The following is a 24374-nucleotide window of genomic DNA, read 5'->3' on the forward strand; positions in this document are numbered from 1 at the left end:
GAATACGTCAGCGAAGACGCAGATGCGGTCATGTGCGTCAGTGAACAGAGCTTTGCGCCATTGGCGGACTTGCGCCAAAATCGAAAGGCGCTTTAGGGTGATGGGCAGCGTCTGATTTCATGAACAAACCTGAACTGGAGACCTCTATCGTGCGCCCCAAAGTCGGCATTATCGGCAATTCCTACCTGATGAATGATCAATATCCGACCCATGCGGGGGGGACGATGAACTCGGATGCGGTGGCCAATGTTTCTGGCTGTCTGCCGCTGCTGATCCCGACCGATCCGCGCTACGTGAGCGTTGAGGAGCTTCTGGAGAGTTTTGACGGTTTCCTGCTCACCGGTGGGCGCCCCAACGTGCACCCGGAGGAATACGGCGAGGATCCGACGGAGGCGCATGGGGATTTCGACCGGGCGCGGGATGCGATTACGCTGCCGCTGGTGCGGGCCTGCGTGGAGCGCGGGCAGCCGTTTCTAGGGATCTGTCGCGGCTTTCAGGAGGTGAATGTTGCGCTTGGCGGGACGCTCTATCCGGAAATTCGCGATTTGCCGGGGCGGTCCAACCACCGGATGCCCCCCGATGGCACGATCGAAGAGAAATTCGCACTGCGCCATCCGGTGACGCTGACCGAGGGCGGCCTGTTCCACCAGCTGTTCGGTGCGACCGAAGTGATGACCAATACGTTGCATGGGCAGGGCATCAAGACGGCTGGCGCGCGTATCGTCATCGACGGTCAGGCGCAGGACGGCACGCCGGAGGCGATTTACGTCAAGGACGCGCCGGGGTTCACGCTCGCGGTGCAATGGCACCCGGAGTATCGCGCTGGCGAAGACCCGGTGTCGAGGCCGCTGTTCGAGGCCTTTGGCACCGCAGCGCGATCCTGGTTGGCGGGGGTGAGACCGGCCCCCTGCAGCTCTCGGCCTGAAGCTGCCGGGGTTGGCAGCGAGGCTCTGCCTCGCGCTCCGAGATATTTATGAAAAGATGAAAACAGGGCGGTGCGCTCTGCATCTGGCCCGGGGTTATCTTCAGGACAAGGGAGCGGGGACCAATCTCCGATGCGCTGGCGCCACTTAGATCTGTCCGCCGGCGATCTCGATGGCCTGGCCGCAGACCGACTCCGACCCTGGCCCACAGAGCCATAGGGCGGCGGCTGCGACCTCTTCCGGGGCGATCAGTCGTTTGTGGCGGTTCGACTTCACCATCATCTGCAGCGCCGCGTCGGGGTCTATTCCGGCACGGTCGGCGATGGAGGCGGTATTGCGCGCTACGATCGGGGTGTCCACATATCCCGGGCAGAGGGCGTTGAAGGTGAACGGTGTGCCAAGGTAATCCTCGCTCAGCGACCGGGTCAGACCGATCAGCCCGTGTTTGCTGGCGCTGTAGCAGGGCGCGCCCTTCAGCCCCCGGACGCCGGCGATGGAGGAAATGGTGAGCACACGTCCCCAATCCGTCTGGTGCATCGATTTCATGCATTCGCGAATGGTCAGAAAGGCGCCGTCCAGATTGGTGGCCATCATGTCGCGCCAGAACTGCAGGCTCATTTTGTGCAACGCCTTGCCTTCGGCCACGCCGGCATTGGCGACGCAGATCTGAATCGGCCCGCGCGCCGCAACCGCAGCGGCCACCCGGGTGCGCACATCCTCTTCGTCGCGTACATCCATCGTCATTGCGTGCAGCCCTGCGGTGGCGACCTCCTCGAGCACCTGTTGGCGCCGTCCGGTGATGGTGACCTGCGCGCCTTCGGCGGCGAGCGCCCGCGCAATGGCAAGACCGATCCCGGTGCCGCCGCCGGTGACAAGCGCGTGTTTTCCAGAAATGCTCATGACGAAGTCCTCCCTTGATGACTGAGCCTATCCCGAGCCTGCGCCAGGGCAAGCACGCCGTCCCGTCATAATGTTGTGCCGGATTGGACAATCTGGCAGTTTGCGGGGTGAAATTGGCGCGAACAGAGGTTGAATTGTCGCAATGGGCGAGAATTCTGAGGAGGATGCTTTTCATTCTCGCGCACATCTGTTGCTTTGAGCGCGAGCGTCCGGTGTCCAGTGACTGGTAGGTTCCATGCAAGACGCGGAACTGCCTGATATCCCATGGACTTGCCGCGACGCAGCGAAAAGCTTGCGCAATAATATTGCGCCGTGTATGTAGGGTATTTGCGAAACGTGCGCAACCGGTCGAGGTGATCGGTGCAGACAGGGGGAAGACTGGTGAAAATAGGCACACCAAAAGAGATAGCTGAGGGCGAGGCACGCGTTGCAATGACGCCTGCGTCGGCTCTGGATCTTCAGAAACTGGGGTTTGAATGCTGTATCGAGGCCGGGGCCGGACAGGCGGCGGGCTTTACCGATGCAGCCTATTCCGAGGCCGGCGTTGAGGTGGTCAAGACCGCCGCCGCGCTGTGGAAAACAGCCGACATCATCGCCAAGGTGCGGCAGCCAAACGAGACCGAGCTGAAGCGATTGACCAAGGCAAAAACGCTGATCTCCTTCTTCAATCCGGGCGGCAATGAGGATGGGCTTGAGCTGGCCAAATCCAAGGGCGCCACGGTGATCGCCATGGAAATGGTGCCGCGGATCTCCCGCGCGCAGAAGATGGACGCGTTGAGTTCGATGGCCAATATCGCCGGCTATCGCGCGGTGATCGAGGCAGGCAACAACTTTGATCGCTTCTTCACTGGCCAGATTACCGCGGCGGGCAAGGTGCCCCCGGCCAAGGTGCTGGTGGTGGGCGCGGGCGTGGCGGGGCTGGCTGCCATCGGCACGTCCACCAGCCTCGGCGCTGTGACCTATGCCTTTGACGTGCGCCCCGAAGTGGCGGAGCAGGTCGAGTCCATGGGCGCGGAATTTGTCTACCTCGATTTTGAGGAAGAACAGCAGGATGGCGCGGCCACCGGCGGCTATGCCGCTGTGTCGAGCCCGGAGTTCCGCGAGGCCCAGCTGGCGAAGTTCCGTGAGCTGGCACCTGAGGTCGATATCGTCATCACCACCGCGCTGATCCCCAACCGCGAGGCGCCCAAGCTGTGGCTGGCCGATATGGTCGCCGCGATGAAGCGTGGCTCGGTCATTGTGGACCTTGCGGCAGAGCGCGGCGGCAATGTCGAGGGCACCGTTCGGGATGAGAAGATCATCACCGACAATGGTGTGACCATCGTCGGCTACACCGATTTCCCCAGCCGGATGGCGAGCCAGTCCTCCAGCCTCTATGCCACCAACATCCGCCATATGATGACCGACCTGACGCCTGAAAAAGACGGCCAGGTGGTGCATGACATGGAGGATGACGTGATCCGTGGCTCCACCGTGACCCACGCGGGCGAGATCACCTTCCCGCCGCCGCCGCCAAAGGTGCAGGCGATCGCGGCGCAGAAGAAGCCCGAGCCGCCCAAAGAGCTGACGGCAGAGGAAAAACGCGCTCAGGAAGTCGCTGCCTTCAAGCAACAAACCAAGAACCAGGTCACGTTGCTGGCGGTGGGCGCAGCCCTGCTCCTCGGCGTTGGTCTGGTGGCCCCTGCGAGCTTCATGCAGCACTTCATCGTCTTTGTGCTGGCGGTTTTTGTCGGCTTCCAGGTGATCTGGAACGTCTCGCACTCCCTGCACACGCCTTTGATGGCTGTCACAAATGCGATCTCCTCGATCATCATCCTGGGCGCGCTGATGCAGATCGGCTCTGGCTCCTGGCTGGTGATTTTCCTTGCGTCGCTTAGCGTTTTTATGGCCGGAATTAACATCTTCGGCGGCTTCCTCGTGACACGGCGCATGCTCGCCATGTTCCAGAAATCCTGAAGGAGGAGAGATCATGGACTATGGATTCACGACGGCGGCCTATGTGGTCGCGGCGGTTCTCTTTATCCTCAGCCTCGGCGGTCTGTCGGGACAGGAAAGCGCCAAGCGCGCGGTCTGGTACGGCATTGCCGGCATGGGGCTGGCGGTCTTTGCAACCCTGATCGGGCCGGGCTCCGGCCTTTGGTTCCTGTCGTTGGTGCTGATCGGTGCCGGCGGTGTGATCGGCTATATGCTGGCCTCGAAGGTCGAGATGACCCAGATGCCGGAGCTGGTGGCAGGCATGCATGCGCTGGTCGGTCTGGCCGCCGTTCTGGTGGGCTTCAACGCCCATATCGAACTGGGCCGGGTGCTGGCGATGGACGAAGGCACGCGCAAGACGCTGGAAGGCTTTGCCGCGCTGCTGGCCAAGAAGGACAGCGTCGAGATCAACATCCTGCGGGTCGAGGTCTTCCTCGGCGTGTTCATCGGCGCGGTGACCTTCACCGGCTCGGTGATCGCCTATGGCAAGCTGTCGGGCAAGGTGTCGTCGAAGGCGGAGAAGCTGCCGGGCGGGCATATGCTGAACCTTGGCGCTGCGGTGCTGTCGCTCCTGTGCCTGTTCTGGTATCTCGGCTCCGGTGGTTTTGTGCCGTTGGCCCTGATGACGCTGGCCGCACTGTTCATCGGCTATCACCTGATCATGGGCATCGGCGGCGCCGACATGCCGGTGGTGGTTTCCATGCTGAACAGCTACTCCGGCTGGGCGGCGGCGGCGATCGGCTTCTCCTTGGGCAATGACCTCCTGATTGTGGTCGGCGCACTGGTGGGCTCGTCCGGCGCGATCCTCAGCTACATCATGTGCAAGGCGATGAACCGGTCGTTCGTGTCGGTGATCCTGGGCGGCTTTGGCGGCACCACGGGCCCTGCAATGGAGGTCGAGGGCGAGCAGGTGGCGATCGACGCCGACGGCGTTGCCACGGCGCTGGACGAGGCCGACAGCATCGTGATCATCCCCGGCTACGGCATGGCGGTGGCGCAGGCGCAGCAGAATGTGGCGGAGCTCACCCGCCGTCTGCGCGCCAAGGGCAAAAACGTGCGCTTTGCGATCCACCCGGTGGCGGGCCGTCTGCCGGGGCATATGAACGTGCTCTTGGCCGAGGCGAAAGTTCCTTACGACATCGTGCTGGAGATGGACGAAATCAACGACGACTTCCCGGAGACGGATGTGGCCATCGTGATCGGTTCCAACGACATCGTGAACCCTGCCGCACAAGAAGACCCCAACTCTCCGATCGCCGGCATGCCGGTGCTGGAGTGCTGGAAGGCGAAACAGGTGTTTGTCTCCAAACGCGGCCAGGGCACCGGATATTCCGGCATCGAGAACCCGCTGTTCTTCAAGGACAACACCCGCATGTTCTACGGTGACGCAAAACAGTCGCTCAGCACGCTGCTCAACCTGATCAGCTGATCGCAACAAGCTACAAGAGATCAGAGGGCGCCCCGTTTGGAGCGCCCTTTTTGCTTTCATCTTTTCCATAAATATCTCGGGGGAGGCCCGCTCAGGGCCGGGGGCAGCGCCCCCAGCTCCTTTCGCAGAAGAGACCGCCCCCATCACAACACGCGCCAGAGCATCCATGCGGATCTTCGAAAGGCGGGGTCGCTTGATGGCGGTCTGTTCGCCGCAATCAACGATCTCGATGCCGCAAACGATGTGTTCGGGGCGAAAACGTGCTGGTCTGTATACCGTTGCATCCCGCTAACACATTGATTGAGAAGTAAAACTTTACAACACACGCCCGCTTTGGCTAGGATCTGGCAACTAATGCCGGAAGGGTGCCATGGCCGCGATAGAAGATCATCCCCTGCGCTATCAGCTTGTCAACGAGCTGCACGCGCGACCGTTTCCCACCATTGGGGTGCCCGCCACCGTGGCCTATCTGGCGGTGAAACAGCCCAAGGAGGCGGTGCATCGGGACCGGATGGCGGACCTTCAACACCTGAAGGATCTGCTGGATCGCCATGGCGCGCCGCATCCGCAGCCGGGCGCCACACACCACACCGCGCAGCTGGGCCGCCACACCTTGAAGTGGGAGCAGCACACTGAATTTGTCTCCTACACGCTGCATGGCGATGGGGTCAGCGACCGTGTCTTTGATCCGCAGGATTTCGAGCTGTTCCCCCCGGACTGGCTGGCGCAGGCGCCGGGACAGCGCGTGACCTCGGCGCTGATCCGCATCGTGCCGCGACCGGCGCAGGAGCAGATCAAGGACAAGGTGCGCAGCTGGTTTGTGCCCGAAAGTCTCGCCATGGCCTCGGTTCTGGATGACAATGCGATGGTGGCGGGCGATTTCCGCATCGACCCGGCCGGGCATGTGCGCTTTGCGCTTTTTGTCAACGAGGACACCGGCCCGCAGCGGGTGGGGCGGGTGGTGCAGCGGCTTTGTGAGATCGAGACCTATCGCGCCATGTCCATGCTTGGGTTCTCGCGGGCGCGGGGCCTGACGCCGACCATCAGCGCCATGGATGCCTCCCTGTCCGAGATGATGGGTGAGATGACCCGCGGCCATGTTCCGGCGGAGCAGACGCTGACACAGCTCTTGACGATCTCGGCAGAGCTGGAGGCAATGGCGGCGCAATCGGCGTTCCGGTTTGGAGCCACCGGCGCCTATGAGGCACTGGTGAATCAGCGCATCGCCCTGTTGCGGGAAGAGCGGTTTGAGGGCTTCCAGACCATGGCGGAGTTCATGCTGCGCCGGTTCGAACCTGCGATGCGCACGGTGCAATCCACCGAGAAACGGCTGGCGGTGCTGGCGGACAGGGCGCGGCGCGCAGGGGAGCTGCTGCGGACACGGGTGGATGTGGAACGCTCGGCACAGAACCAGGAATTGTTGGAGAGTATGGACCGGCGTGCGGATCTGCAGTTGCGGCTGCAACACACGGTCGAGGGGCTCTCGGTGGTGGCGATCAGCTATTACGCGGTGTCGCTGGCGGCCTATGCGCTCTATCCGCTGGGCAAGGCGCTGGACCTCAGCAAGGGGATGCTCACGGCGATCATCACACCTGTGGTGATCGGGGCGGTGTTCCTGGCGGTGCGGCGCATCCGCAAGAGCCTGCATTGATCGGTGGGGGAGTGGAGAACCAATAGAACAGCCTTGTTCGGGCGAGAGGCCGGACAGCGCCCGACCTTCCCCCCGGGAGGGCGCTTTGCCCCCACCCAGGCTCGGGCGCTGCCCTCTTAAATCAAAAAAGGCCGCCTCATCGGGCGGCCTTTTCTACTTGAGTTGCTGCCTCAGCGGCCCCGGATGCGCGGATCCAGCGCGTCGCGCAGGCCGTCGCCGAGGTAGTTCACCGACAGCACCGTCAGCGAGATCAGGATACCGGGCCAGAGCACGCGCTCCGGGAACAGGGTCATCCGGTCCACGGCGTCATTCAGCAGGCGGCCCCAGGTCGGGAAGTCCGGCGGGAAGCCAAAGCCGAGGAACGACAGCGCCGACTCGGTGATGATCGCGGTCGCAATCCCGAGGGTGGCCGACACCATGATGGGCGACAGCACGTTGGGCAGGATGTGGCGCGAGATGATGTTGCTTGGCTTGGTGCCGATGGAGCGTGCCGCGAGCACGAACTCGCGTTCCTTGATCGCCAGCACATCGCCGCGCACGATCCGCGCGGTCGGCATCCAGGAGGTGATCCCGATCAGGCAGACGATGAGCACGAAGATGCCGCCTTCCGGCCCGATGGACTGCGACAGCGACTCGCGGAACAGCACCGCCGCCACCAGGATCATCGGCAGGAGGGGCAGGGCCAGGAACAGGTCGGTCAACCGCATCAGGAGACCGTCGAGCTTTTTGAAGTAGCCCGCAATCACACCGATGAAGCTGCCGAGGATCAGTGCCAGGATCATCGCGGCCATACCGACCGCGAGGGATACCCGACCCCCGAACATCAGCCGCGCCAGCGTGTCACGACCAAGGTTGTCCGTGCCCAAAGGATAGGCCCAGTCCATCTTGGCCGAGGGATCCCACAGCACGTGATAGATCGGACGCATGTCGCGCAGGGTGATGAAATCCCGGCCCGTGGGCACGAATTTCGCATCGTTCCAGTAAACGAACGGGCCGACAACGACGCCAAGCACGATGCCGAGGAACAGGCAGCCGCCGAACAGTGCGCCACGGTGGGATTTGAACTGGTCCCAGATGTCGCGCCATTGGCTGCGTGGTGGTTTGGACAGCTCGTCCTGCACGCTGGAATGCTGCAGGCTCTGGTCTTTTGCAGCGTCAGTCATAGCGGATCCTCGGGTCGAGAATGCCATAGAGCACATCGGCGATCAGGTTGAACAGCACGATGAGCACGGCAAAGATGAAGGTCAGGGTTTGCACCATGGGCAGGTCGTTGGCCTGAATGGCGCCGATCAGGAGCTGGCCGATGCCGTTCACCTTGAACACCTGTTCGGTGATGATGGCGCCGCCAAAGATCGACGGAACCCCCAGCGCGATCACGGTGACCACAGGGATCATCGAATTGCGCAGAACATGCACCATGACCACGACATATTCGCCCAGACCCTTGGCCCGCGCGGTGCGCACATAGTCCTGGTTGAGGTTGTCGAGCATCGAGGCGCGCATGAAGCGGCTGAGCTGTGCGGTGATCTGCAGCGCCAGCACCATCACCGGCATTACCATCTGCTGCAGCTGCTTCACGAAGGTCTCCCAGCTGGTGACCTCCAGCGTGGTGTCATAGATCGACGGGAACCAGCCCAGCTGGACCGAGAAGATCACGATCACCAGCACGCCGGAAAAGAACGGCGGCACGGAGAAGCCGACCATCGACACGAAGGTGCCGAGCTGGTCGAACCAGCTGTACTGGCGATAGGCCGAATAGATGCCGATCGGCAGCGCGATCAGGATCGCGACGATATAGGCGGTGCCAACGACCATCAGGGTCTGCGGCAGGCGCTGCACCACGATGTCCATCACCGGGGAACGGGTCTGCCAGGAGATCACGCGTAGATCGCCGGCGGAAAAGGAAGTGCCGAAGATATGGTCGATCAGAACCTGGGGTTCGATCCAGAAGAACTGCACGATCCATTTCCAGAACCGGATATGGACGGGCTCGCCAAGGCCGAGGGCCAAGCGCATCTTCTCTTTCACTTCGGGGGGGACGGTCAGGGGAACCTGCGCCATGGGGTCGCCGGGGGCGAGCTCCAGCAGCAGGAAGATCACGAGACTGATGAACAGCAGGGTTGGTACTGCTATGATCAGCCGTCGGATGGTAAAAGTCAGCATCAGCCAGGCGCCTTTGCAAATGGGTTGTCGACAGGTCCGCGTTTGCCTTGCCCTTGCGGGGTGGGGATCGCGTGATGCCGGGCCTCTTAAGTCATGTCCGGCGTGACGACAATGCCGGGCGTCTCAGGAGAACGGGAACGCGAATACCAGCGGGCCCCGGCATGAAAACCGGGGCCCCTGTTGATCGCGGACGAACGTTTATTCGGTGCGGTACCAGTCAGCTGCGTTCCACAGCTCGCTGTCCCACACGTTCAGGTCGACACCACCCAGTGTGTTGGACACACCGGACAGACGGCCACGGTGAACAAGCGGGATCATACCGCCTTTTTCAAACACGATGGTGTTGAGCTTCTGACCGATTTCGATGCGTTTTGCGGCATCTGCGGTCTGGCTCAGCTCTGCATGCAGCGCATCGAACTCTTCATCGCAGAAGCGGGAGATGTTCTCACCCTGCCACTGGGACGCCGGTGTCGGTGCCTTGTCACACAGACCGTTGCCGAAGTAGGACTGCGGGTCGGTGCCGTTGAAGGTGTTGGCGTACATTTCAACGTCAGCATAGAACTTCTGGAAGGTGTCCGGGGAGCCCGGGTCGCCACCGAAGAAGACAGAGCCGTTGACGTTGCGCAGCTCGGTTTCAACACCGATCTGGTTCCACCACTGTTTGATCAGCGCCTGGAAGTCCTGACGTACGGCGTTGGTGGAGGTCTGGTAGAGGATCTCCAGCGGGACACCGTCCTTTTCACGGATGCCGTCACCGTCGGTGTCGACGATACCAGCCTGATCGAGCAGCGCATTTGCACCCTCGATGTCCTGGACGTCACAGCCTTCGGGGGTGATGCCATAGGCTTCCGGTGCCGGAACCCAGGAACAGGACACGCGGCCGGCTTTGCCGTAGCCGATCTCGACCAGCAGCTCACGGTCGATCGCCATGGACAGCGCCTTGTAGACGGCCGGGTCAGACAGGAACGGGTGCGGGCGGATCACAGAACGCTCTTCCGGGCCGAGCTCGGGCGATGGGTTGGTGTTGTTGAGCATGATACGCTCAAGCAGCGGACCAAAGCCTGCAACGGCCTTGCCTTTGCCGCCGGCTTCCATCTGCGCGATGACATCGGGTGCCAGCTGCAGGTTCCATGCGTAGTCAAACTCGCCGGTTTCCATCACCGCACGGCCTGCTGCAGTCGCGTCGCCGCCACCTTTCAGCAGAACTTTTGCGAAGGCAGGTTTCGCCGGGTCGCGGTAGTTCGGGTTTGCCGACAGGGTGATCACGTCGTTGGGCTTGAACTCATCCACAACAAACGGGCCGGTGCCGATCGGGTTGAAGTTCGCTTCGGTACACTCGGGCGCTTTGGCACCGAGGCATTCGCCGAACTGTGCGGCCTGAATGATCGGGCTCTCACCGCCTACGAAGGGACCGTAGGGGTAGGGGGTCGCTTTTTCAAAGGACACCACAACGGTGTGATCGTCCGGGGTTTCAACACCGGTCACGCCTTCGAATTTGGTGACCTGCGCGCAGCCGCCTTCGGGGTGGGTGCAATACTCGTAGGTGAATTTAACGTCGGCAGCCGTCAGATCGGTGCCGTCGGACCACTTGATGCCGGGCTTCAGCTTCCAGGTGATCTGGGTCAGGTCTTCGCTGACGCCACCGTTGTCGACTGTCGGAATTTCCTCGACCAGCCACGGAACCATCTCGCCGGAGGCGTTGAACCGCGCCAGCGGCTCGATCACGAGCGATGCGGCTTCCACGTCCTTGGTGCCGCCGGACAGGAACGGGGTCATGATGGACGGGGCTTGCCAATAGATGATGTTGACCTGACCGTCCGAGCCACGCTCGGCAAAGGCAGCGGGCGCAAATGCGGCAGAGGCCACAGCACCCAGCAATAGGGTTTTCAATGTCATTACACTCTCCTTGTCGGAACCGACATAGTGTTTTTGTTGTAAAGGCAGCGCCTGTTTGAATGGCACAACCCGTGACCGCAAGCGCGGCCAGAAAATTGCGTCCACCTAGGACGTTAGGATGTCACGAAGATCCGCAAGCTGGTGCTGCGGATGAGCGGGTCCGTTGTATCGGACCTGTTTTCTTAACCCCCTGTCGCCTTTGGCGTTCACTGTCGATATCGAACACAGAGTTTTGATAAAATGCAAGACCTGGCCGTCAGGAAAACGATCCGGGGTTTGACGGTCCGCGCCGCATAGGCTTAGATCGCCGCCAAACAGGCACCGCCAAGGTGCCGTCAAAATAGACAGGATGAACGGATGCTCGACCACCCCATTGCACAGATCAAAGGCCTGCGGGTTGAATTCGAAACAAAGGACGGGCCGGTTGTCGGTGTTGAGAATGTTTCGTTTGACATCGCCTCTGGTGAAACTTTGTGCATCGTGGGCGAGTCCGGATCGGGTAAATCTGTCTCGTCGCTCTCTTTGATGCGTCTGGTGGAGTATGGCGGCGGCACCATCGCGGCGGGCGAATTGCTGTTTGATCCGGGCGATGACACGCCTGTCGATCTGGCCAAGGCCGAGGGTAATCTGATGCGCCAGATTTCGCGGCAATCAGATCGGAATGATTTTTCAGGAACCGATGACGGCGCTCAATCCGGTGTTCACGGTGGGCCGCCAGCTGACCGAAGGCCTGCGAATCCACAAGGGGATGAGCAAAAAAGAGGCAGAGGCCCGCGCCATTGAGATTCTGCGCGAGGTGCGCATCCCCGAAGCCGAACGGCGCATGAAACAATACCCGCATGAACTCTCTGGCGGGATGCGCCAGCGCGTGGTGATCGCCATGGCAATGGCGTGCGAGCCACGCTTGCTGATCGCGGATGAGCCGACAACGGCGCTCGACGTGACCATTCAGGCCGAAATCCTCGCCCTGATGGACCGTTTGAAGCGTGAGACCGGCACTGCGGTGATGTTTATCACCCACGATATGGCGGTGGTGGCGCAGATGGCCGACCGCGTGGTCGTCATGTTCCGCGGCAACAAGGTCGAGGAGGGCACCGTCCACGAGATCTTTGAATTGCCCAAGGAAGACTACACCAAGGCGCTGCTGGCTGCGGTGCCGAAGCTGGGCGAGATGCGTGGCAAGGACTATCCTGAGCCGATGAAGCTGATGGGCGTTGAACAGCGCGAGATCGCGCCGATCAAGGGCACCGATGAGGTGTTGCTGAACGTCGAAAACCTGGTCACGCGCTTCCCGGTCAAGGGCGGGCTGCTGCGGCGCACGGTGGCGCAGGTGCATGCGGTCGAGGATGTATCCTTCAAGGTGTTCAAGGGGCAGACCCTGAGCCTGGTGGGCGAATCCGGCTGTGGCAAATCCACCTGCGGTCGCTCGATCCTGCGGTTGGTGGAGCCGAACTCCGGCAAGGTCGAGTTCGAGGGCCGTGATGTCATCGGGCTCAACCAGCATGATCTGCACAAGGCGCGCCTTGATATGCAGATGATCTTTCAGGACCCCTTTGCCTCGCTCAATCCGCAGATGCAGCTGATGGACCAGGTCGCCGAGCCGATGAAGAACTACAAGATCGCGTCGGGGTCGGAGATCCAGGACCGGGTGGCGGCGCTGTTTGACCGGGTGCATCTGCCGCGCAGCTTCATGCGCCGCTTCCCGCACGAGATGTCCGGCGGTCAGCGCCAGCGGATCGCCATTGCCCGCGCGCTGGCGCTCAATCCCAAACTGATCGTCGCGGACGAGGCGGTCTCGGCGCTGGATGTGTCGGTGCAGGCGCAGGTGCTGAACTTGATGATGGAGCTGCAGGCGGATCTGGAGCTGTCCTTCCTCTTCATCAGCCATGACATGGCGGTGGTAGAGCGTGTCAGTCATCAGGTCGGTGTGATGTACCTCGGTCGTCTGGTGGAGATCGGCCCGCGCGCCCGCGTGTTCGAGAACCCGGCCCATGCCTATACCCAGGCGCTGATGAAGGCCGTGCCGATCGCCGATCCCAACAAGCGCAAGACCGAGCAGGATCTGAATTTCAAACCGATCCCGTCGCCGATCCATGACATGAGCTACCAGCCGGAGCCCTCCGATTATGTCGAGATCGAGCCGGGCCATTTCGTGCTGATGACCGATTCCGGGTATTGAGGCATGGTCGACCGTCTGTCCCCGCTGGAGATCATGACGCAGCTGGTCTCCTTTCCAACTGTAAGCAGTGACACCAATCTGCCGCTCGTCGAGTGGACGGCAGACTACCTCAGCTCTCACGGGATTGAACACTACATCTGGATCGACCCGGAACAGCCTGAAAAGGCTGGGCTATATGCGCATGTCGGTCCAAAGATCGACGGCGGCGTGCTGCTGTCGGGGCATACGGATGTGGTGCCGGTTGAGGGGCAGGACTGGACGTCTGATCCTTTTGTGGTGGTGGAGCGGGACGGCAAGTATTTTGGCCGTGGCTGTGTCGACATGAAGGGCTTTGACGCGCTGGCGCTCTGGGCACTGGTGGAGGGGCACTATGCGGACCTGCAGCGCCCGCTCCAGCTTGCCTATACCTTTGACGAGGAAATCGGTTGCACCGGCGCGCCGCCGCTGATTGCTCAGATGCAGAAACATCTGCCCAAGGCGGAGGCCGTTGTTGTAGGCGAGCCGTCGATGCTGAAGGCCGTGACCGGTCACAAGGGCGCATTTGCCATGGCAACCCATGTGCGCGGGTTTGAGGTCCACAGCTCGCTGATGCATCAGGGCGTAAGCGCGGTGATGGAAGCCGCGCGCGTCATCGACTGGGCCAATCACCGCAACACCGAGAACCGTGCCAAGCCGCAGACCGAGGTGGCGGCGATGTTCACGCCGCCCTGGACGACGGTCCATGTCGGTAAGGTGTCTGGCGGCACGGCCCACAACATAACCGCAGGAGATTGCAATTTTTGGATGGATTTCCGGGCGGTTCCGGGTGAAAATCTTGAAGATTGGCAATCCCAGTATGAGGCGGAAATCGCCCGCATCGAGGCAGAGATGCAGGCCGTCAGCCCCCAATCGGGTATCAGTATCGAGAAGGTCTTCAGTGTGCCGGGGCTTGTGCCGGAAACGGATGGTGCTGCGGAAACGCTGGTCCGCACACTCACCGGCGACAACGCGCGCCATGTGGTGAGTTACGGCACAGAGGCCGGTCACTATCAGGTTGCGGGCTATTCTGCTGTTGTCTGTGGCCCCGGTGATATTGCCCAGGCGCATCAGGCGGATGAGTTCATCACGGTGCAGCAGTTTGAGGCGGGCACCCAGTTCATGCGCGATCTGGTCAAGCGCCTCGCGGCCTGACACCGCTGCCTGACACTGTGGCCTGATAGGCTGAATAAACCGAATGTTGTAGACCGTCCTTCGCGCCGCACAGTGCGGTGCGTTTGGGCCGGGATGACCTGCCGTGAAGGGCGCGGTTCGGCCTCCTGCTTTGAGGCGTGGCACCCTTTGGTTCAATTGTGCAACAAGCCTTGCCTTCTGATCCGCCTTGCGGCACTCATTTCGCTAACACGTTAAGGAGAGAGACCATGCCCGTCCGGAATCGCTTTGCCGAGTTGCTGCCCGAAATCACCGCGTGGCGTCATGATTTTCATGAAAACCCAGAGTTGATGTATGACGTTCATCGCACCGCAGGATTGGTGCAGGAACGGCTGACTGGTTTTGGGTGTGATGAGGTGGTGCCGGGCATTGGCAAGACCGGCGTGGTGGGGGTGATCAAGGGCAAGAGCACCGCCTCCGGCAAGGTCATCGCGCTTAGAGCCGACATGGACGCGCTGCCGATCCATGAGGAAACCGGGCTGGACTATGCCTCCAAGACACCGGGCAAGATGCACGCCTGCGGCCACGACGGCCACACCGCGATCCTGCTTGGTGCTGCAAAATACCTCTCTGAGACGCGCAATTTCGACGGCACCGTGGTGCTGTTGTTCCAACCTGCCGAGGAAGGCGGGGCCGGGGGCAAGGCCATGGTCGATGATGGCGTGATGGACCGCTGGGGCGTGCAGGAGGTCTACGGCCTGCACAATATGCCGGGCCTGCCTGTGGGCCATATCGCCACCCGTGTTGGTGGGCTCTTGGCCTCCTCAGATGAGTTCGAGATCGAAGTCACCGGCAAGGGCGGCCATGCCGCCGCGCCGCATGACGCCATCGACACCACGCTGGTGGCCTCGCAAATCGTGGTCTCGCTGCACTCCATCGTGTCGCGCACCGTGAACCCGATCCACCGTGTGGTGCTGACGGTTGGCACCTTTGAGACCGACAGCACCGCCTCCAATGTGATCGCCCATCGTGCCAAGCTGAAGGGCACCGTGCGCACGTTGGATACGGAAAACCGCACATTGGCCGAAGAGCGCGTGCGCCGCGTCGCGGAGGATACCGCGTCGGCCTTTGGGGCCATCGCGAAGGTCACATGGACGCCCGGCTACCCGGTGACAGAAAACACCGCCGAGGAAGTCGCTCACGCGGTCGAGGCTGCACAAGCTGTCACCGACAGCGTTGACCCCGAAACCGCGCCGATCATGCCGTCCGAGGATTTTGCCTACATGCTAGAAGCCCGCCCCGGCGCCTATATCTTCCTCGGGAATGGCGACACTGCGATGTGCCACCACCCGGCCTATCAGTTCGACGACAGCGCCATCCCGCTTGGCTGCAGCTGGTTTGTAGAGCTTTGCGAACGCCGGATGCCTGCAAACTGATTATTTCGGGGTCTGACGTTCAGGCCCCCGGCGACCTGCCTCCCGTGCGCGGGTTGCCATATTTCGATAGACAAGGAGAAAGACCCATGCCCGTTAAGAACCGTTTTGCCGAACTGCAGGCAGAGATCACCACGTGGCGCCGTGATCTGCACGAAAACCCCGAGATCCTGTTTGAAACCCATCGCACCAGCGCGCTGGTGGAGGAAAAGCTCAAGGAATTCGGCTGCGACGAGGTGGTCACGGGCATTGGCCGCACGGGCGTCGTGGGCGTCATCAAGGGCAAATCCGACACGGGGGGCAAGGTCATCGGTCTGCGCGCGGACATGGACGCGCTGCCCATCCACGAGGAAACCGGTCTGGACTATGCCTCCAAGACCGCCAATGCCATGCATGCCTGCGGCCATGATGGTCACACAGCGATGCTCTTGGGCGCGGCGAAATACCTCTCCGAGACCCGCAACTTCGACGGCACCGTGGTGGTGATCTTCCAGCCCGCAGAAGAAGGCGGCGGCGGCGGCAAGGAAATGTGCGACGATGGCATGATGGACCGCTGGGGCATCCAGGAGGTCTACGGCATGCACAACTGGCCGGGCCGTCCGGTGGGCAGCTTTGCCATTCGTCCGGGGGCCTTCTTTGCCGCGACCGACCAGTTCGACATTACCTTCACCGGTATGGGCGGCCATGCCGCGAAACCGCATGAGACCATCGATTCCACCGTGATGGCGGCGCAGGCGGTGCTGGCGCTGCAAACCATCGCGGCGCGGAATGCCGACCCCGTGCATCAGATCGTGGTCTCCGTGACCGCGTTTGAGACCTCCTCCAAGGCCTTCAACGTGATCCCGGAGCGGGTGCAGATCAAAGGCACCGTGCGCACCATGGCGACCGAGATGCGCGACCTTGCCGAAAAGCGGATCAAGGAGATCTGCTCTGGCATCGCGGCCACCTTTGGCGGTGAGACGGATGTAACCTATTATCGTGGCTATCCGGTGATGGTGAACCACGAGGAGCAGACTGAGTTTGCCGCCAAAGTGGCGCGCGACATCTCCGGTCAGTGCGACGAGGCCCCGCTGGTCATGGGCGGCGAAGATTTTGCCTTCATGCTGGAAGAGCGCCCCGGTGCCTATATCCTCGTGGGCAATGGCGACACAGCAGCTGTGCACCACCCGAAATACAACTTCACCGACGAGGCGATCCCGGCTGGCTGCAGCTGGTGGGCTGAAATCGTCGAGCAGCGCATGCCCGCTGCTTGATCACGCACATTGGATCAAACACAAGAAAGGGGGCCGATCTGGCCCCCTTTCACATGGAAAACACTCCTGCCTTGCGCAGACAAAACACGTCTGCTCCATGACGGGGCAGGTTACTTGGTAAAGCTCTGGCCAATAATGGCACAGCGTTCAAAGCCGTCGGGCAGGCTTTCCTCGCACTGGCTCAGGGCTGCAACATCGGCAGCTTTCTGGTCACTGAATCCCCAGGATTGACCAGTTGGCAGCACGGCTGCGGGTTCTGCGCAGTCGATTGTCGCGCTTGCAGGGTAGACCGGCACCGCATAGGATCCGTGGCCGTCGATTTTCGCGGCCCAGTCCACCATGGCTTCCTTCGCGCTGGTGCAGACGCTCGCGTCAACGCGCAGCATGCGCAGGTCCTTGTCGACCATCGGGTTTGCGGATTGAGCAAAGGCCGGGGCGGAAAGTGCGATTGCGGAGCCAAGGGTGATTACGGTGAGAGAAACCTTATTGAACATTTAAACCTCCTGCATCATGACGCGCATGACAGCTGTTACGTCTGTGTTGGCGCCTGACGCGCCGTCTGAGATGGTAACCTCCAACAGGAGCGAAAGTTCCGATAATTTTATAGACCCGGCAGCCTCTGACTGCAGAGTCGTGGCAAAAATCACTTCAAAACAGATAGTTAATGGGCAACTGCGCATATGAAAAATGATGACCCGCGCGAGGGCATGGAATGATCCCCTTCCGCGCCGGTGCGGAGATCAGCAGAACTCTCGCGCACCATGTAAAATCACGGCGGGTCCTTCGCGGGGCAGGCACTCCGCTCTGGTCATAGCTGTGTAAAGCTATTGCTGTAGCAACGCGCGATAGATGGAAATGAGCGTCTCGGCTTCGCGTGCCAGCGTGAAATGCGCGGCGACACGCTGACGCGATGCGGCCGCCCATTGCTCCAGACGTCCATCCGTTGTCAGAACCGCGTCGATGGCCTCTACCATCTGCGCGATATCCCCGGCTTCAATCAGCTTGCCGGTCTTGTCCTGTGCTATCAGCTCTTCAAAGGCGCCGACCCGGGTTGCGACCACGGGCACAGCGCAGGACATCGCCTCCAGTGGTGTAAGGCCGAACCCTTCCCAGCGTTGCGGAGCGACATAGAGGTCAAGTGCCTGATACCATTGTGCAACCTCCCAGACGGGCACTTCCGGCGGGAATAGAAGCCGGTCCTGCATCCCGGCAGCAGCCACGCGCGCGCGCAACTCGCGCTCAAAATCGGCGTGTTTCTCAGTGGCGCGTCCCATGACCACACCGACAGCTTTGGGATGGCTCTTCAGGATTTCGAGCATCGCATCGACAAAGACATCCGTGCCCTTCTGCGCCCGAATGCGGCCGTAACAGCCGATCAAAATGGCGTCTTCCGGCAGGCCGAGGCTGCGCCGCAGCGCGGCCTTGTCAGCGGCGGGGGCAAAGTCGCGCATGTTGATGCCGTGATGGACGACCTGTGCCGGGACCTCGAGATAGGCGGCGCCCTTGGCAGAGGTGGCAATGACCTGATCCATCTTGGAAATCAGCCACTTGGTATAGCCACTGTGCTTGCGCTGCGACGCGGAGGTAAAGAGCAGCTTTAGCTTTTTGCCCAGCAGCTTCTTGAGGAGCAGCCCGCCCAGCATCTCGACGTTGCGCCGGGCATGCCAGACGCGCGCGCCGTGCGGGCCCTTGCGCGGCATGGTCAGAAGCTGGGTTGCCGACAGATGCGGCAGCTCCGCGGGCAGGCCGCTGCCTGCAGTGGCGATTGCGATCTCTTGCGCCTGAAGGGGAACAAGCCTCACGATAGTGGATGTCACACCCGACAGGCGGCGCTTGAAATTGGGTGCAATGACCTCGACCGACTTTGCATCAACCTGCGTCATCAGGTTCTCCTGTTCGAGGCGGCAGCAGCTCAACAAGCGCCGTCACGGTTTGATCCATTTGGTCCGATTGGCGCGCAAGGAACCCGCGCGCCCGGTCGCGGGCCGTGTCTAGGGCATGCGGTTCGTCGAGCCAAGTCCGCACCGCCGTCGCCAGCGTTTCGGCGCTGGTGACTTCTTTTGCGGCGCCGATCCCGATCAGCTCGGCAAAGGATTCGGCAAAGTTATACGCACCGGGCCCGGTGAGGACCGCGCCGCCCGCCTGCATCACCTCAAACGGGTTGTGACCGCCGATGTCGCGCAGCGAGCCGCCCAGAAAGACCAACGGGCATAGCGTGTACCAGATGCCCACCTCGCCCAATGTGTCGGCCAGATAGACCTGCGTGGAGGTGCGGGGCAGGGCATCGCGGCTGCGTCGGATCGAGGTCAGGCCAGCCTCGGCAATCATTGCCTCCAGCTGATCGCCGCGGTTCGGGTGGCGCGGGGCCAGCAACAGCAGCAGGTCGGGATGCTGTGCGAGCAATGCCATATGCGCCGCCAGCACGGTTTCTTCTTCGCCTTCGTGGGTGGAGGAGGCCACCCAGACGGGCCGTGCGCCTATGGCTTCTTTCACCTGCGCCAAAGTATCCTGATCCACTGGCAACGGGTCGGAGAGCGCCTTGAGATTGCTGCCTTCTTTCAGGCGGGCGGGATCAGCGCCCATGGCCCGCAGGTTGACAGCGGTCTTCGCATTCTGCGTTAGCATCAGCGTGAACTGATCGAGCAAGAACTGCGCTGTGGCGTGACGTTTGGTCCAATTGGCGACAGACTTCGGCGACAGACGCGCATTGAGCAACACCAGTGGCACCTCAGCGGCGCGGGCTTGCACCAGCATCTGCGGCCAGAGCTCGCTTTCGACAAAGATGCCGAGGTCAGGTCGCCAATGATCCAGAAACCGCGAAACAGCCGCGCCGGTATCCAGCGGCGGAAACTGGTGGCGGGTGCGCGGTGGCAGTCGTTTGGCGATCAGATCGGCGGAGGTCGGCGTGCCGGAGGTGATCAGAAACTCCAGATCCGGCGCGGCCTCGCCCAGGCGGTGGATCAGGGTCAGCACCGACAGGCTCTCTCCGACCGACGCGGCGTGAAACCACACCAGTCGGCCAGTGGGGCGTGGCAGCGTCGCATGGCCGAGCCGTTCGCGCACGCGCGCCTCTGCCACACCATGCTGACGCAGCTTTCCAGCCACCTTCGACCAGACAAACGGGGCCAGAAGGGTACTGGCGCCGCGGTAGAGGTGATAAAGCAGAGTGGGGCGCACCTGCGATGTGTCGGACATCAGATTGTGCCTTACCCGCCGGTATGGCTCATGTGGCGGGTCATCTGACCATCCACGGTTTGGCGGGAATAGTCGAAGTCATGGCCCTTGGGCTTGAGGTTGATGGCGGCGCGGATGGCCTCTTCCAGCGGGGCTTCTGTGTCGGGGTGGTCGCGTAGTGGGCCGCGCAGGTCGGCCATGTCCTCCTGACCGAGGCACATGTACAATTCGCCGGTACAGGTCAGCCTTACCCGGTTGCAGCTTTCGCAGAAATTATGGCTGAGCGGGGTAATGAAGCCGATCTGCTGGCCGGTTTCCTCCAGCCGCACATAGCGGGCCGGGCCACCGGTGCGTTCGGCCAGATCGGTGACCTGATAGCCGCCCTCATAGGCCTTGCGCACATCCTTCAGCGACCAGTATTGGCCGATGCGGTTTTCATTGCCGATATCGCCCATCGGCATCACCTCGATCCAGGTGAGGTCGATGCCGCGCTCGGCGCACCACTCGGTCATGCTGAACAGCTCGTCCTCGTTGAACCCTTTGAGGGCGACCGCGTTGATCTTGACCCGGAGGCCCGCAGCCTGCGCCGCGTCGATGCCGCGCAGCACCTGCGGCAGGCGACCCCAGCGGGTCACTTCGGCAAATTTCGTCTCATCCAGCGTGTCCAGCGAGACATTGACCCGCCGCACCCCGGCGTCAAACAGCGCCTGCGCGTGTTTCTCCAGCTGCGAGCCATTGGTGGTCAGCGTCAGCTCCTTCAGCGCGCCGCTGTCCAGGTGCCGTGTCATCGACCGGAAGAAGGTCATGATATCCCGGCGCACCAGCGGCTCGCCGCCGGTGATGCGCAGCTTTTCAACGCCAAGTGAGACGAAGGTGGAACACATGCGGTCCAGCTCTTCCAGCGTCAGAAGCTCTTTCTTGGGCAGAAAGGTCATGTTCTCGGACATGCAGTAGACGCAGCGGAAATCGCAGCGGTCGGTGACCGAGACCCGAAGGTAGGTGATCGCGCGTGCGAAAGGATCAATAAGTGGTGCTGTCATACGAACATAGGTAAGGCGGGAAAACGCTCAGGACAATAGCGCCCTGCTCTCGAATGGTGCCATTCTGTCTGGCATCCTTGTCACGGGGCGGTTAGGGTCGCGCCATGACTCGACGTGCGCTCAAATATCTTACCCTGGCCGCTCTGGCCGCCGGCGGTGTGTCCGCGTGTAACGCCCTAGGGGGCGTGCACCTGAATTCTCAAGTAATGCAAGGGCTTGGCTCCGGTGTGCAGATGGAGCCGATGACCCCGGTTTCGCCAGATGCTCCGCCTGCGGTTGAGACCGAAACGCTGTCCTCGTCGAGCGGGAAATCCTGGTCGTCGCCCGCCGCGCGTCAAGACGCTCAGAGTGTTGCGCCTGCTCAGCAGGTCGCGCCGCAAACGCAGGTGGCTGCGGTCAGCCAGCCTGCCGCGCCGGCTGCATCGCCCCAAAGCAACGTACCGGCGCCTGTGGTTGCGTCGGCGCAGTCGTTTGTCGGCCAGAAGACCACCATCGCAGGTTTGGGAGATCCCGGCCGTGACGGTTTGTGGATGGAAACACCGCTGGTCTCTGCGCGTCGCAATGCACGGGTGACGGCTCCAAACGGCAAGTCGGTCGTGGTAACGCTGGAGCCGATCTCGGGTAGCGCGGGTCAGGGCAGCAGATTGTCCATCGACGGGATGCGTGCATTGGGCTTGCCACTGACCGAACTGGTGGAAGTGCGCGTCGGACCGGCCTGAGGCGGGTCCGATACCTCAGATCAGACCCTCATGTCAGGTATTTTGCCGCTTCCTTGCGGGCAAAGGCTTTCATGTCGTCACCATGGGCGTCGAGAAAGGCGCGCGTGCGGGCCGCATCGTGCTTTGACAGATCCCTCAGCCACCAGCCGATAGATTTCTGGATGAACCAGTTGCGGTCCGGCACATATCCTGCCGCCCATGCCAAGACACGTTCGCGCGCCACCAGATCTGCGGGCTTCGGGTTTGCAAGCTTGGCCCATGGCAAGGTGCAGACCAGCGCCGCACGCCGTGTCCACATGTGTTCGGATGATGTCCAGCCCTCGACAACGTCCAGACGCTCCGGGTCGGCTTGCAGGCGTTTCGAGATCGCCGACGCGGCCTGATCCGCGATCGCCCAACTGTCGAACTCCGGCACCCAGCTTTGCAGCAGCGCCCAGACTGGCCCATCGGCGGCGATGCGGGCCTGTGTCAGCAGCTTCGCCGCGGTGATGCGTGCCTCGAAAATATCGCTCGCCCAAAGGGCGGAGGCAAGGTCGACCCGCTCGTCGAGGGTCATCCCCTGTCGCCATTCCCGCGACAGGGTGTTCAGGATCTCATTGCCGACGCCCAGCACCTCGCGGCTCTGTTTGTGGTAGGCAACCATCTGCGCGGCGCGCCCCGGTTCGATTTCGGCCCGCAGCGCGGCAAGCGCGGCCTCCGGCGTCATTCGACTGTCACGGATTTGGCGAGGTTGCGTGGCTGGTCCACGTCGGTGCCCTTCGCGATGGCGGTGAAATAGGCGATTTGCTGTGCCGGAATCGCATAAAGGATTGGGGCCAGCGTATCAGGAACCTTGGGAAGCGTGATCACGTCCGCCGTGCCATCAGCCGCTTCGCGCGCGCCGTCTGCATCGGTGATCAGCACGACACGTCCACCACGGGCCATGACCTCCTGCATGTTGGAGATTGTCTTTTCAAACAAAGCATCCTTCGGAGCCATGACGATGACCGGCACGCTTTCGTCGATCAGCGCGATCGGGCCGTGCTTCAGTTCGCCCGAGGCATAGCCCTCAGCATGAATGTAGCTGAGTTCCTTGAGTTTCAGTGCGCCTTCCAGCGCCAGGGGATAGAGCGCGCCGCGGCCTAGGAAGATTATGTCGCGTGCATTGGCCAAATCGCGGCATGCGGCAGCAATCTGCGCTTCGGAGGCGAGCGACTGGTGGATCAGGCCGGGCAAGGCGTGCAGGTCGTCGGGCATGCCTTCGGGCAGCGGAAGCCCCTTCGCCTTGGCGGCCTTGATCGCCAGCAGCAGCAAGACGGTAAGCTGGCAGGTAAACGCCTTGGTGGACGCCACGGAGATTTCCGGGCCTGCGTGGATCGGCAGAACCACATCGCTTTCGCGCGCGATGGAGCTTTCGGGAACATTCACCAGTCCGGCGATCACATCGGCCTTGTCGCGCATGTAGAGCAGGGCTGCCAGCGTGTCGGCTGTCTCGCCAGACTGGCTGACAAACAGCGCCAATGTGCCCGGGCTGACGGGCGGCTCGCGGTAGCGGAACTCTGATGCGACATCCACCTCGACCGGCAGGCGCGCGATGGTTTCGAACCAGTATTTTGCAACCATGCAGGCATAGTATGCCGTACCACAGGCGACCAGCGAGAGGCGTTCGATCTGCGTGAAGTCCAGCCCGTCGGGCAGGGTGATCGCGTCGTTCTCATCCAGATAGGCCTTCAGGGCGGTGTCCACCGCGACGGGCTGCTCGGCGATTTCCTTGGCCATGAAATGCTTGTGGCCATCCTTGTCGACGCGGGTGTTTTCCAGCTTGATCTGGCGCATCTCGCGGTTGGCGAGGTTGCCTTTTGCATCGGTGATTTCAAGGCTTTGGCGTGTCAGAACGGCAAAGTCGCCTTCTTCCAGATAGGTGATCTGGTCGGTCATCGGAGCAAGGGCAATGGCATCTGAGCCGACGTACATTTCGCCGTCGCCGTGCCCGATTGCCAGGGGCGACCCTTTGCGCGCAGCGACAAGCAGGTCCTCCTCGCCGTCAAACAGGAATGCGAGCGCGAAGGCGCCATCGAGCCGGGCGACCGTCTTGCGTGCGGCCTCGACAGGAGAAGATCCCTCGCGCATGTTGAATTCACACAGCAAGGCCACGGTTTCGGTATCGGTCTCGGTGACAAAGGTAATGCCGTGGCTTGCCAGCTCGGCGCGCAGCTCCTTGAAGTTCTCGATGATGCCGTTGTGAACCACGGCGACCTGGCCTGCGCGATGCGGGTGGGCGTTGGTGACCGTGGGGGCGCCATGCGTGGCCCACCGCGTGTGACCGATGCCGGATTTGCCGGGCAGGGGCTCGTGCACAAGCGCGTCCGAAAGGTTGACGAGCTTGCCCACTGCGCGGCGCCGATCCAAGTGACCGTTATGCAACGTGGCGATGCCGGCGCTGTCATATCCGCGATACTCCAGCCGCTTCAGCGCTTCGACCAAAATGGGCGAGACTTGGTGTGTGCCAAGGACTCCGACAATACCACACATA

At 61.9% G+C, this 24374-nt stretch carries 18 protein-coding genes and 1 pseudogene; 9 read left to right on the plus strand and 10 right to left on the minus strand.

What is annotated here, in order from left to right; all coding sequences use genetic code 11:
- The first annotated feature begins 146 nt into the window (after positions 1-146).
- Entirely contained in the window at positions 147-977 is an 831-nt protein-coding gene (locus R1T40_RS02370; RefSeq protein WP_317386928.1) for a gamma-glutamyl-gamma-aminobutyrate hydrolase family protein, read from the plus strand.
- 93 nt (positions 978-1070) lie between these two features.
- Here the strand turns inward: R1T40_RS02370 and R1T40_RS02375 are convergent, their stop codons facing one another.
- On the minus strand, positions 1071-1823 hold the full coding sequence (locus R1T40_RS02375; protein ID WP_317385741.1) for an SDR family NAD(P)-dependent oxidoreductase: 753 nt from the start codon (positions 1821-1823) through the stop codon (positions 1071-1073).
- Between the two features lie 381 nt (positions 1824-2204).
- Here R1T40_RS02375 and R1T40_RS02380 point away from each other — a divergent pair, with 381 nt between their 5' ends.
- From R1T40_RS02380 to R1T40_RS02390, 3 genes are all read left to right on the plus strand, one after another.
- On the plus strand, positions 2205-3779 hold the full coding sequence (locus tag R1T40_RS02380) for a Re/Si-specific NAD(P)(+) transhydrogenase subunit alpha (protein WP_317385742.1): 1575 nt from the start codon (positions 2205-2207) through the stop codon (positions 3777-3779).
- 13 nt (positions 3780-3792) lie between these two features.
- Complete coding sequence (locus R1T40_RS02385; RefSeq protein WP_106163345.1) at positions 3793-5226, plus strand: NAD(P)(+) transhydrogenase (Re/Si-specific) subunit beta; 1434 nt, start codon at positions 3793-3795, stop codon at positions 5224-5226.
- Positions 5227-5596: 370 nt separating this feature from the next.
- Positions 5597-6877 carry a DUF3422 family protein gene (locus R1T40_RS02390; RefSeq protein ID WP_106163346.1) on the plus strand — a complete coding sequence of 427 codons (1281 nt, stop codon included), beginning with the start codon at positions 5597-5599 and terminating at the stop codon, positions 6875-6877.
- Between the two features lie 170 nt (positions 6878-7047).
- Here the strand turns inward: R1T40_RS02390 and R1T40_RS02395 are convergent, their stop codons facing one another.
- The 3 genes from R1T40_RS02395 to R1T40_RS02405 all read right to left on the minus strand — a co-directional run bounded on the left by R1T40_RS02395 (position 7048) and on the right by R1T40_RS02405 (position 10936).
- On the minus strand, positions 7048-8040 hold the full coding sequence (locus R1T40_RS02395) for an ABC transporter permease (RefSeq protein WP_106163347.1): 993 nt from the start codon (positions 8038-8040) through the stop codon (positions 7048-7050).
- On the minus strand, positions 8033-9040 hold the full coding sequence (locus R1T40_RS02400; protein ID WP_106163348.1) for an ABC transporter permease: 1008 nt from the start codon (positions 9038-9040) through the stop codon (positions 8033-8035). Before R1T40_RS02400 ends, R1T40_RS02395 begins: the two co-directional genes overlap by 8 nt.
- A 198-nt stretch (positions 9041-9238) precedes the next feature.
- On the minus strand, positions 9239-10936 hold the full coding sequence (locus R1T40_RS02405) for a peptide ABC transporter substrate-binding protein (protein WP_317385743.1): 1698 nt from the start codon (positions 10934-10936) through the stop codon (positions 9239-9241).
- A 357-nt stretch (positions 10937-11293) separates the two neighbouring features.
- Here R1T40_RS02405 and R1T40_RS02410 point away from each other — a divergent pair.
- The 4 genes and pseudogenes from R1T40_RS02410 to R1T40_RS02425 all read left to right on the plus strand — a co-directional run bounded on the left by R1T40_RS02410 (position 11294) and on the right by R1T40_RS02425 (position 16929).
- Positions 11294-13115 (plus strand): annotated as a pseudogene (locus tag R1T40_RS02410) (ABC transporter ATP-binding protein).
- A 3-nt stretch (positions 13116-13118) separates the two neighbouring features.
- The gene (argE, locus tag R1T40_RS02415) at positions 13119-14285 is read left to right on the plus strand and encodes an acetylornithine deacetylase (protein WP_317385744.1); all 1167 of its coding nucleotides are present in this window, start codon (positions 13119-13121) and stop codon (positions 14283-14285) included.
- Between the two features lie 227 nt (positions 14286-14512).
- Complete coding sequence (locus tag R1T40_RS02420; RefSeq protein WP_317385745.1) at positions 14513-15679, plus strand: M20 aminoacylase family protein; 1167 nt, start codon at positions 14513-14515, stop codon at positions 15677-15679.
- An 86-nt stretch (positions 15680-15765) separates the two neighbouring features.
- Positions 15766-16929 carry a M20 aminoacylase family protein gene (locus R1T40_RS02425; protein WP_317385746.1) on the plus strand — a complete coding sequence of 388 codons (1164 nt, stop codon included), beginning with the start codon at positions 15766-15768 and terminating at the stop codon, positions 16927-16929.
- Positions 16930-17039: 110 nt separating this feature from the next.
- Here the strand turns inward: R1T40_RS02425 and R1T40_RS02430 are convergent, their stop codons facing one another.
- The 4 genes from R1T40_RS02430 to moaA all read right to left on the minus strand — a co-directional run bounded on the left by R1T40_RS02430 (position 17040) and on the right by moaA (position 21143).
- Positions 17040-17423, minus strand: coding sequence for a hypothetical protein (locus tag R1T40_RS02430; protein ID WP_106163354.1), 384 nt, complete (start codon positions 17421-17423; stop codon positions 17040-17042).
- Positions 17424-17753: 330 nt separating this feature from the next.
- Positions 17754-18812, minus strand: coding sequence for a glycosyltransferase family 4 protein (locus R1T40_RS02435; protein WP_317385747.1), 1059 nt, complete (start codon positions 18810-18812; stop codon positions 17754-17756).
- On the minus strand, positions 18799-20124 hold the full coding sequence (locus R1T40_RS02440) for a 3-deoxy-D-manno-octulosonic acid transferase (RefSeq protein WP_317385748.1): 1326 nt from the start codon (positions 20122-20124) through the stop codon (positions 18799-18801). Before R1T40_RS02440 ends, R1T40_RS02435 begins: the two co-directional genes overlap by 14 nt.
- 11 nt (positions 20125-20135) lie before the next feature.
- A complete protein-coding gene (gene moaA / locus R1T40_RS02445; RefSeq protein ID WP_317385749.1) occupies positions 20136-21143 on the minus strand; it encodes a GTP 3',8-cyclase MoaA in 1008 nt (335 codons plus the stop codon).
- A gap of 104 nt (positions 21144-21247) precedes the next feature.
- Between moaA and R1T40_RS02450 the strand changes: the two genes are divergently transcribed.
- Positions 21248-21862 (plus strand): hypothetical protein, encoded by a 615-nt coding sequence (locus tag R1T40_RS02450; RefSeq protein ID WP_317385750.1) that lies wholly within the window; start codon positions 21248-21250, stop codon positions 21860-21862.
- Between the two features lie 28 nt (positions 21863-21890).
- On the opposite strand, the gene R1T40_RS02455 is transcribed toward R1T40_RS02450, so the two are convergent.
- Both R1T40_RS02455 and glmS read right to left on the minus strand, forming a co-directional pair.
- Entirely contained in the window at positions 21891-22568 is a 678-nt protein-coding gene (locus tag R1T40_RS02455) for a DNA alkylation repair protein (RefSeq protein WP_317385751.1), read from the minus strand.
- Entirely contained in the window at positions 22565-24373 is a 1809-nt protein-coding gene (gene glmS / locus R1T40_RS02460; RefSeq protein WP_317385752.1) for a glutamine--fructose-6-phosphate transaminase (isomerizing), read from the minus strand. The genes R1T40_RS02455 and glmS overlap by 4 nt, the downstream gene beginning before the upstream one ends.
- Position 24374: the final 1 nt, after the last annotated feature.

The organism is Tritonibacter scottomollicae (genome assembly GCF_032924845.1).
Taxonomy (GTDB): Bacteria; Pseudomonadota; Alphaproteobacteria; order Rhodobacterales; family Rhodobacteraceae; genus Epibacterium; species Epibacterium scottomollicae.

Coding starts and splice junctions, on each gene's coding strand:
- R1T40_RS02400 (WP_106163348.1), bottom strand. CDS start 9,040: ATGCTGACTTTTACCATCCGACGGCTGATCATAGCAGTACCAACCCTG.
- R1T40_RS02420 (WP_317385745.1), top strand. CDS start 14,513: ATGCCCGTCCGGAATCGCTTTGCCGAGTTGCTGCCCGAAATCACCGCG.
- R1T40_RS02440 (WP_317385748.1), bottom strand. CDS start 20,124: ATGTCCGACACATCGCAGGTGCGCCCCACTCTGCTTTATCACCTCTAC.
- R1T40_RS02430 (WP_106163354.1), bottom strand. CDS start 17,423: ATGTTCAATAAGGTTTCTCTCACCGTAATCACCCTTGGCTCCGCAATC.
- R1T40_RS02450 (WP_317385750.1), top strand. CDS start 21,248: ATGACTCGACGTGCGCTCAAATATCTTACCCTGGCCGCTCTGGCCGCC.
- moaA (WP_317385749.1), bottom strand. CDS start 21,143: ATGACAGCACCACTTATTGATCCTTTCGCACGCGCGATCACCTACCTT.
- R1T40_RS02385 (WP_106163345.1), top strand. CDS start 3,793: ATGGACTATGGATTCACGACGGCGGCCTATGTGGTCGCGGCGGTTCTC.
- R1T40_RS02455 (WP_317385751.1), bottom strand. CDS start 22,568: ATGACGCCGGAGGCCGCGCTTGCCGCGCTGCGGGCCGAAATCGAACCG.
- R1T40_RS02435 (WP_317385747.1), bottom strand. CDS start 18,812: ATGACGCAGGTTGATGCAAAGTCGGTCGAGGTCATTGCACCCAATTTC.
- glmS (WP_317385752.1), bottom strand. CDS start 24,373: ATGTGTGGTATTGTCGGAGTCCTTGGCACACACCAAGTCTCGCCCATT.
- R1T40_RS02395 (WP_106163347.1), bottom strand. CDS start 8,040: ATGACTGACGCTGCAAAAGACCAGAGCCTGCAGCATTCCAGCGTGCAG.
- R1T40_RS02390 (WP_106163346.1), top strand. CDS start 5,597: ATGGCCGCGATAGAAGATCATCCCCTGCGCTATCAGCTTGTCAACGAG.
- R1T40_RS02405 (WP_317385743.1), bottom strand. CDS start 10,936: ATGACATTGAAAACCCTATTGCTGGGTGCTGTGGCCTCTGCCGCATTT.
- argE (WP_317385744.1), top strand. CDS start 13,119: ATGGTCGACCGTCTGTCCCCGCTGGAGATCATGACGCAGCTGGTCTCC.
- R1T40_RS02375 (WP_317385741.1), bottom strand. CDS start 1,823: ATGAGCATTTCTGGAAAACACGCGCTTGTCACCGGCGGCGGCACCGGG.
- R1T40_RS02425 (WP_317385746.1), top strand. CDS start 15,766: ATGCCCGTTAAGAACCGTTTTGCCGAACTGCAGGCAGAGATCACCACG.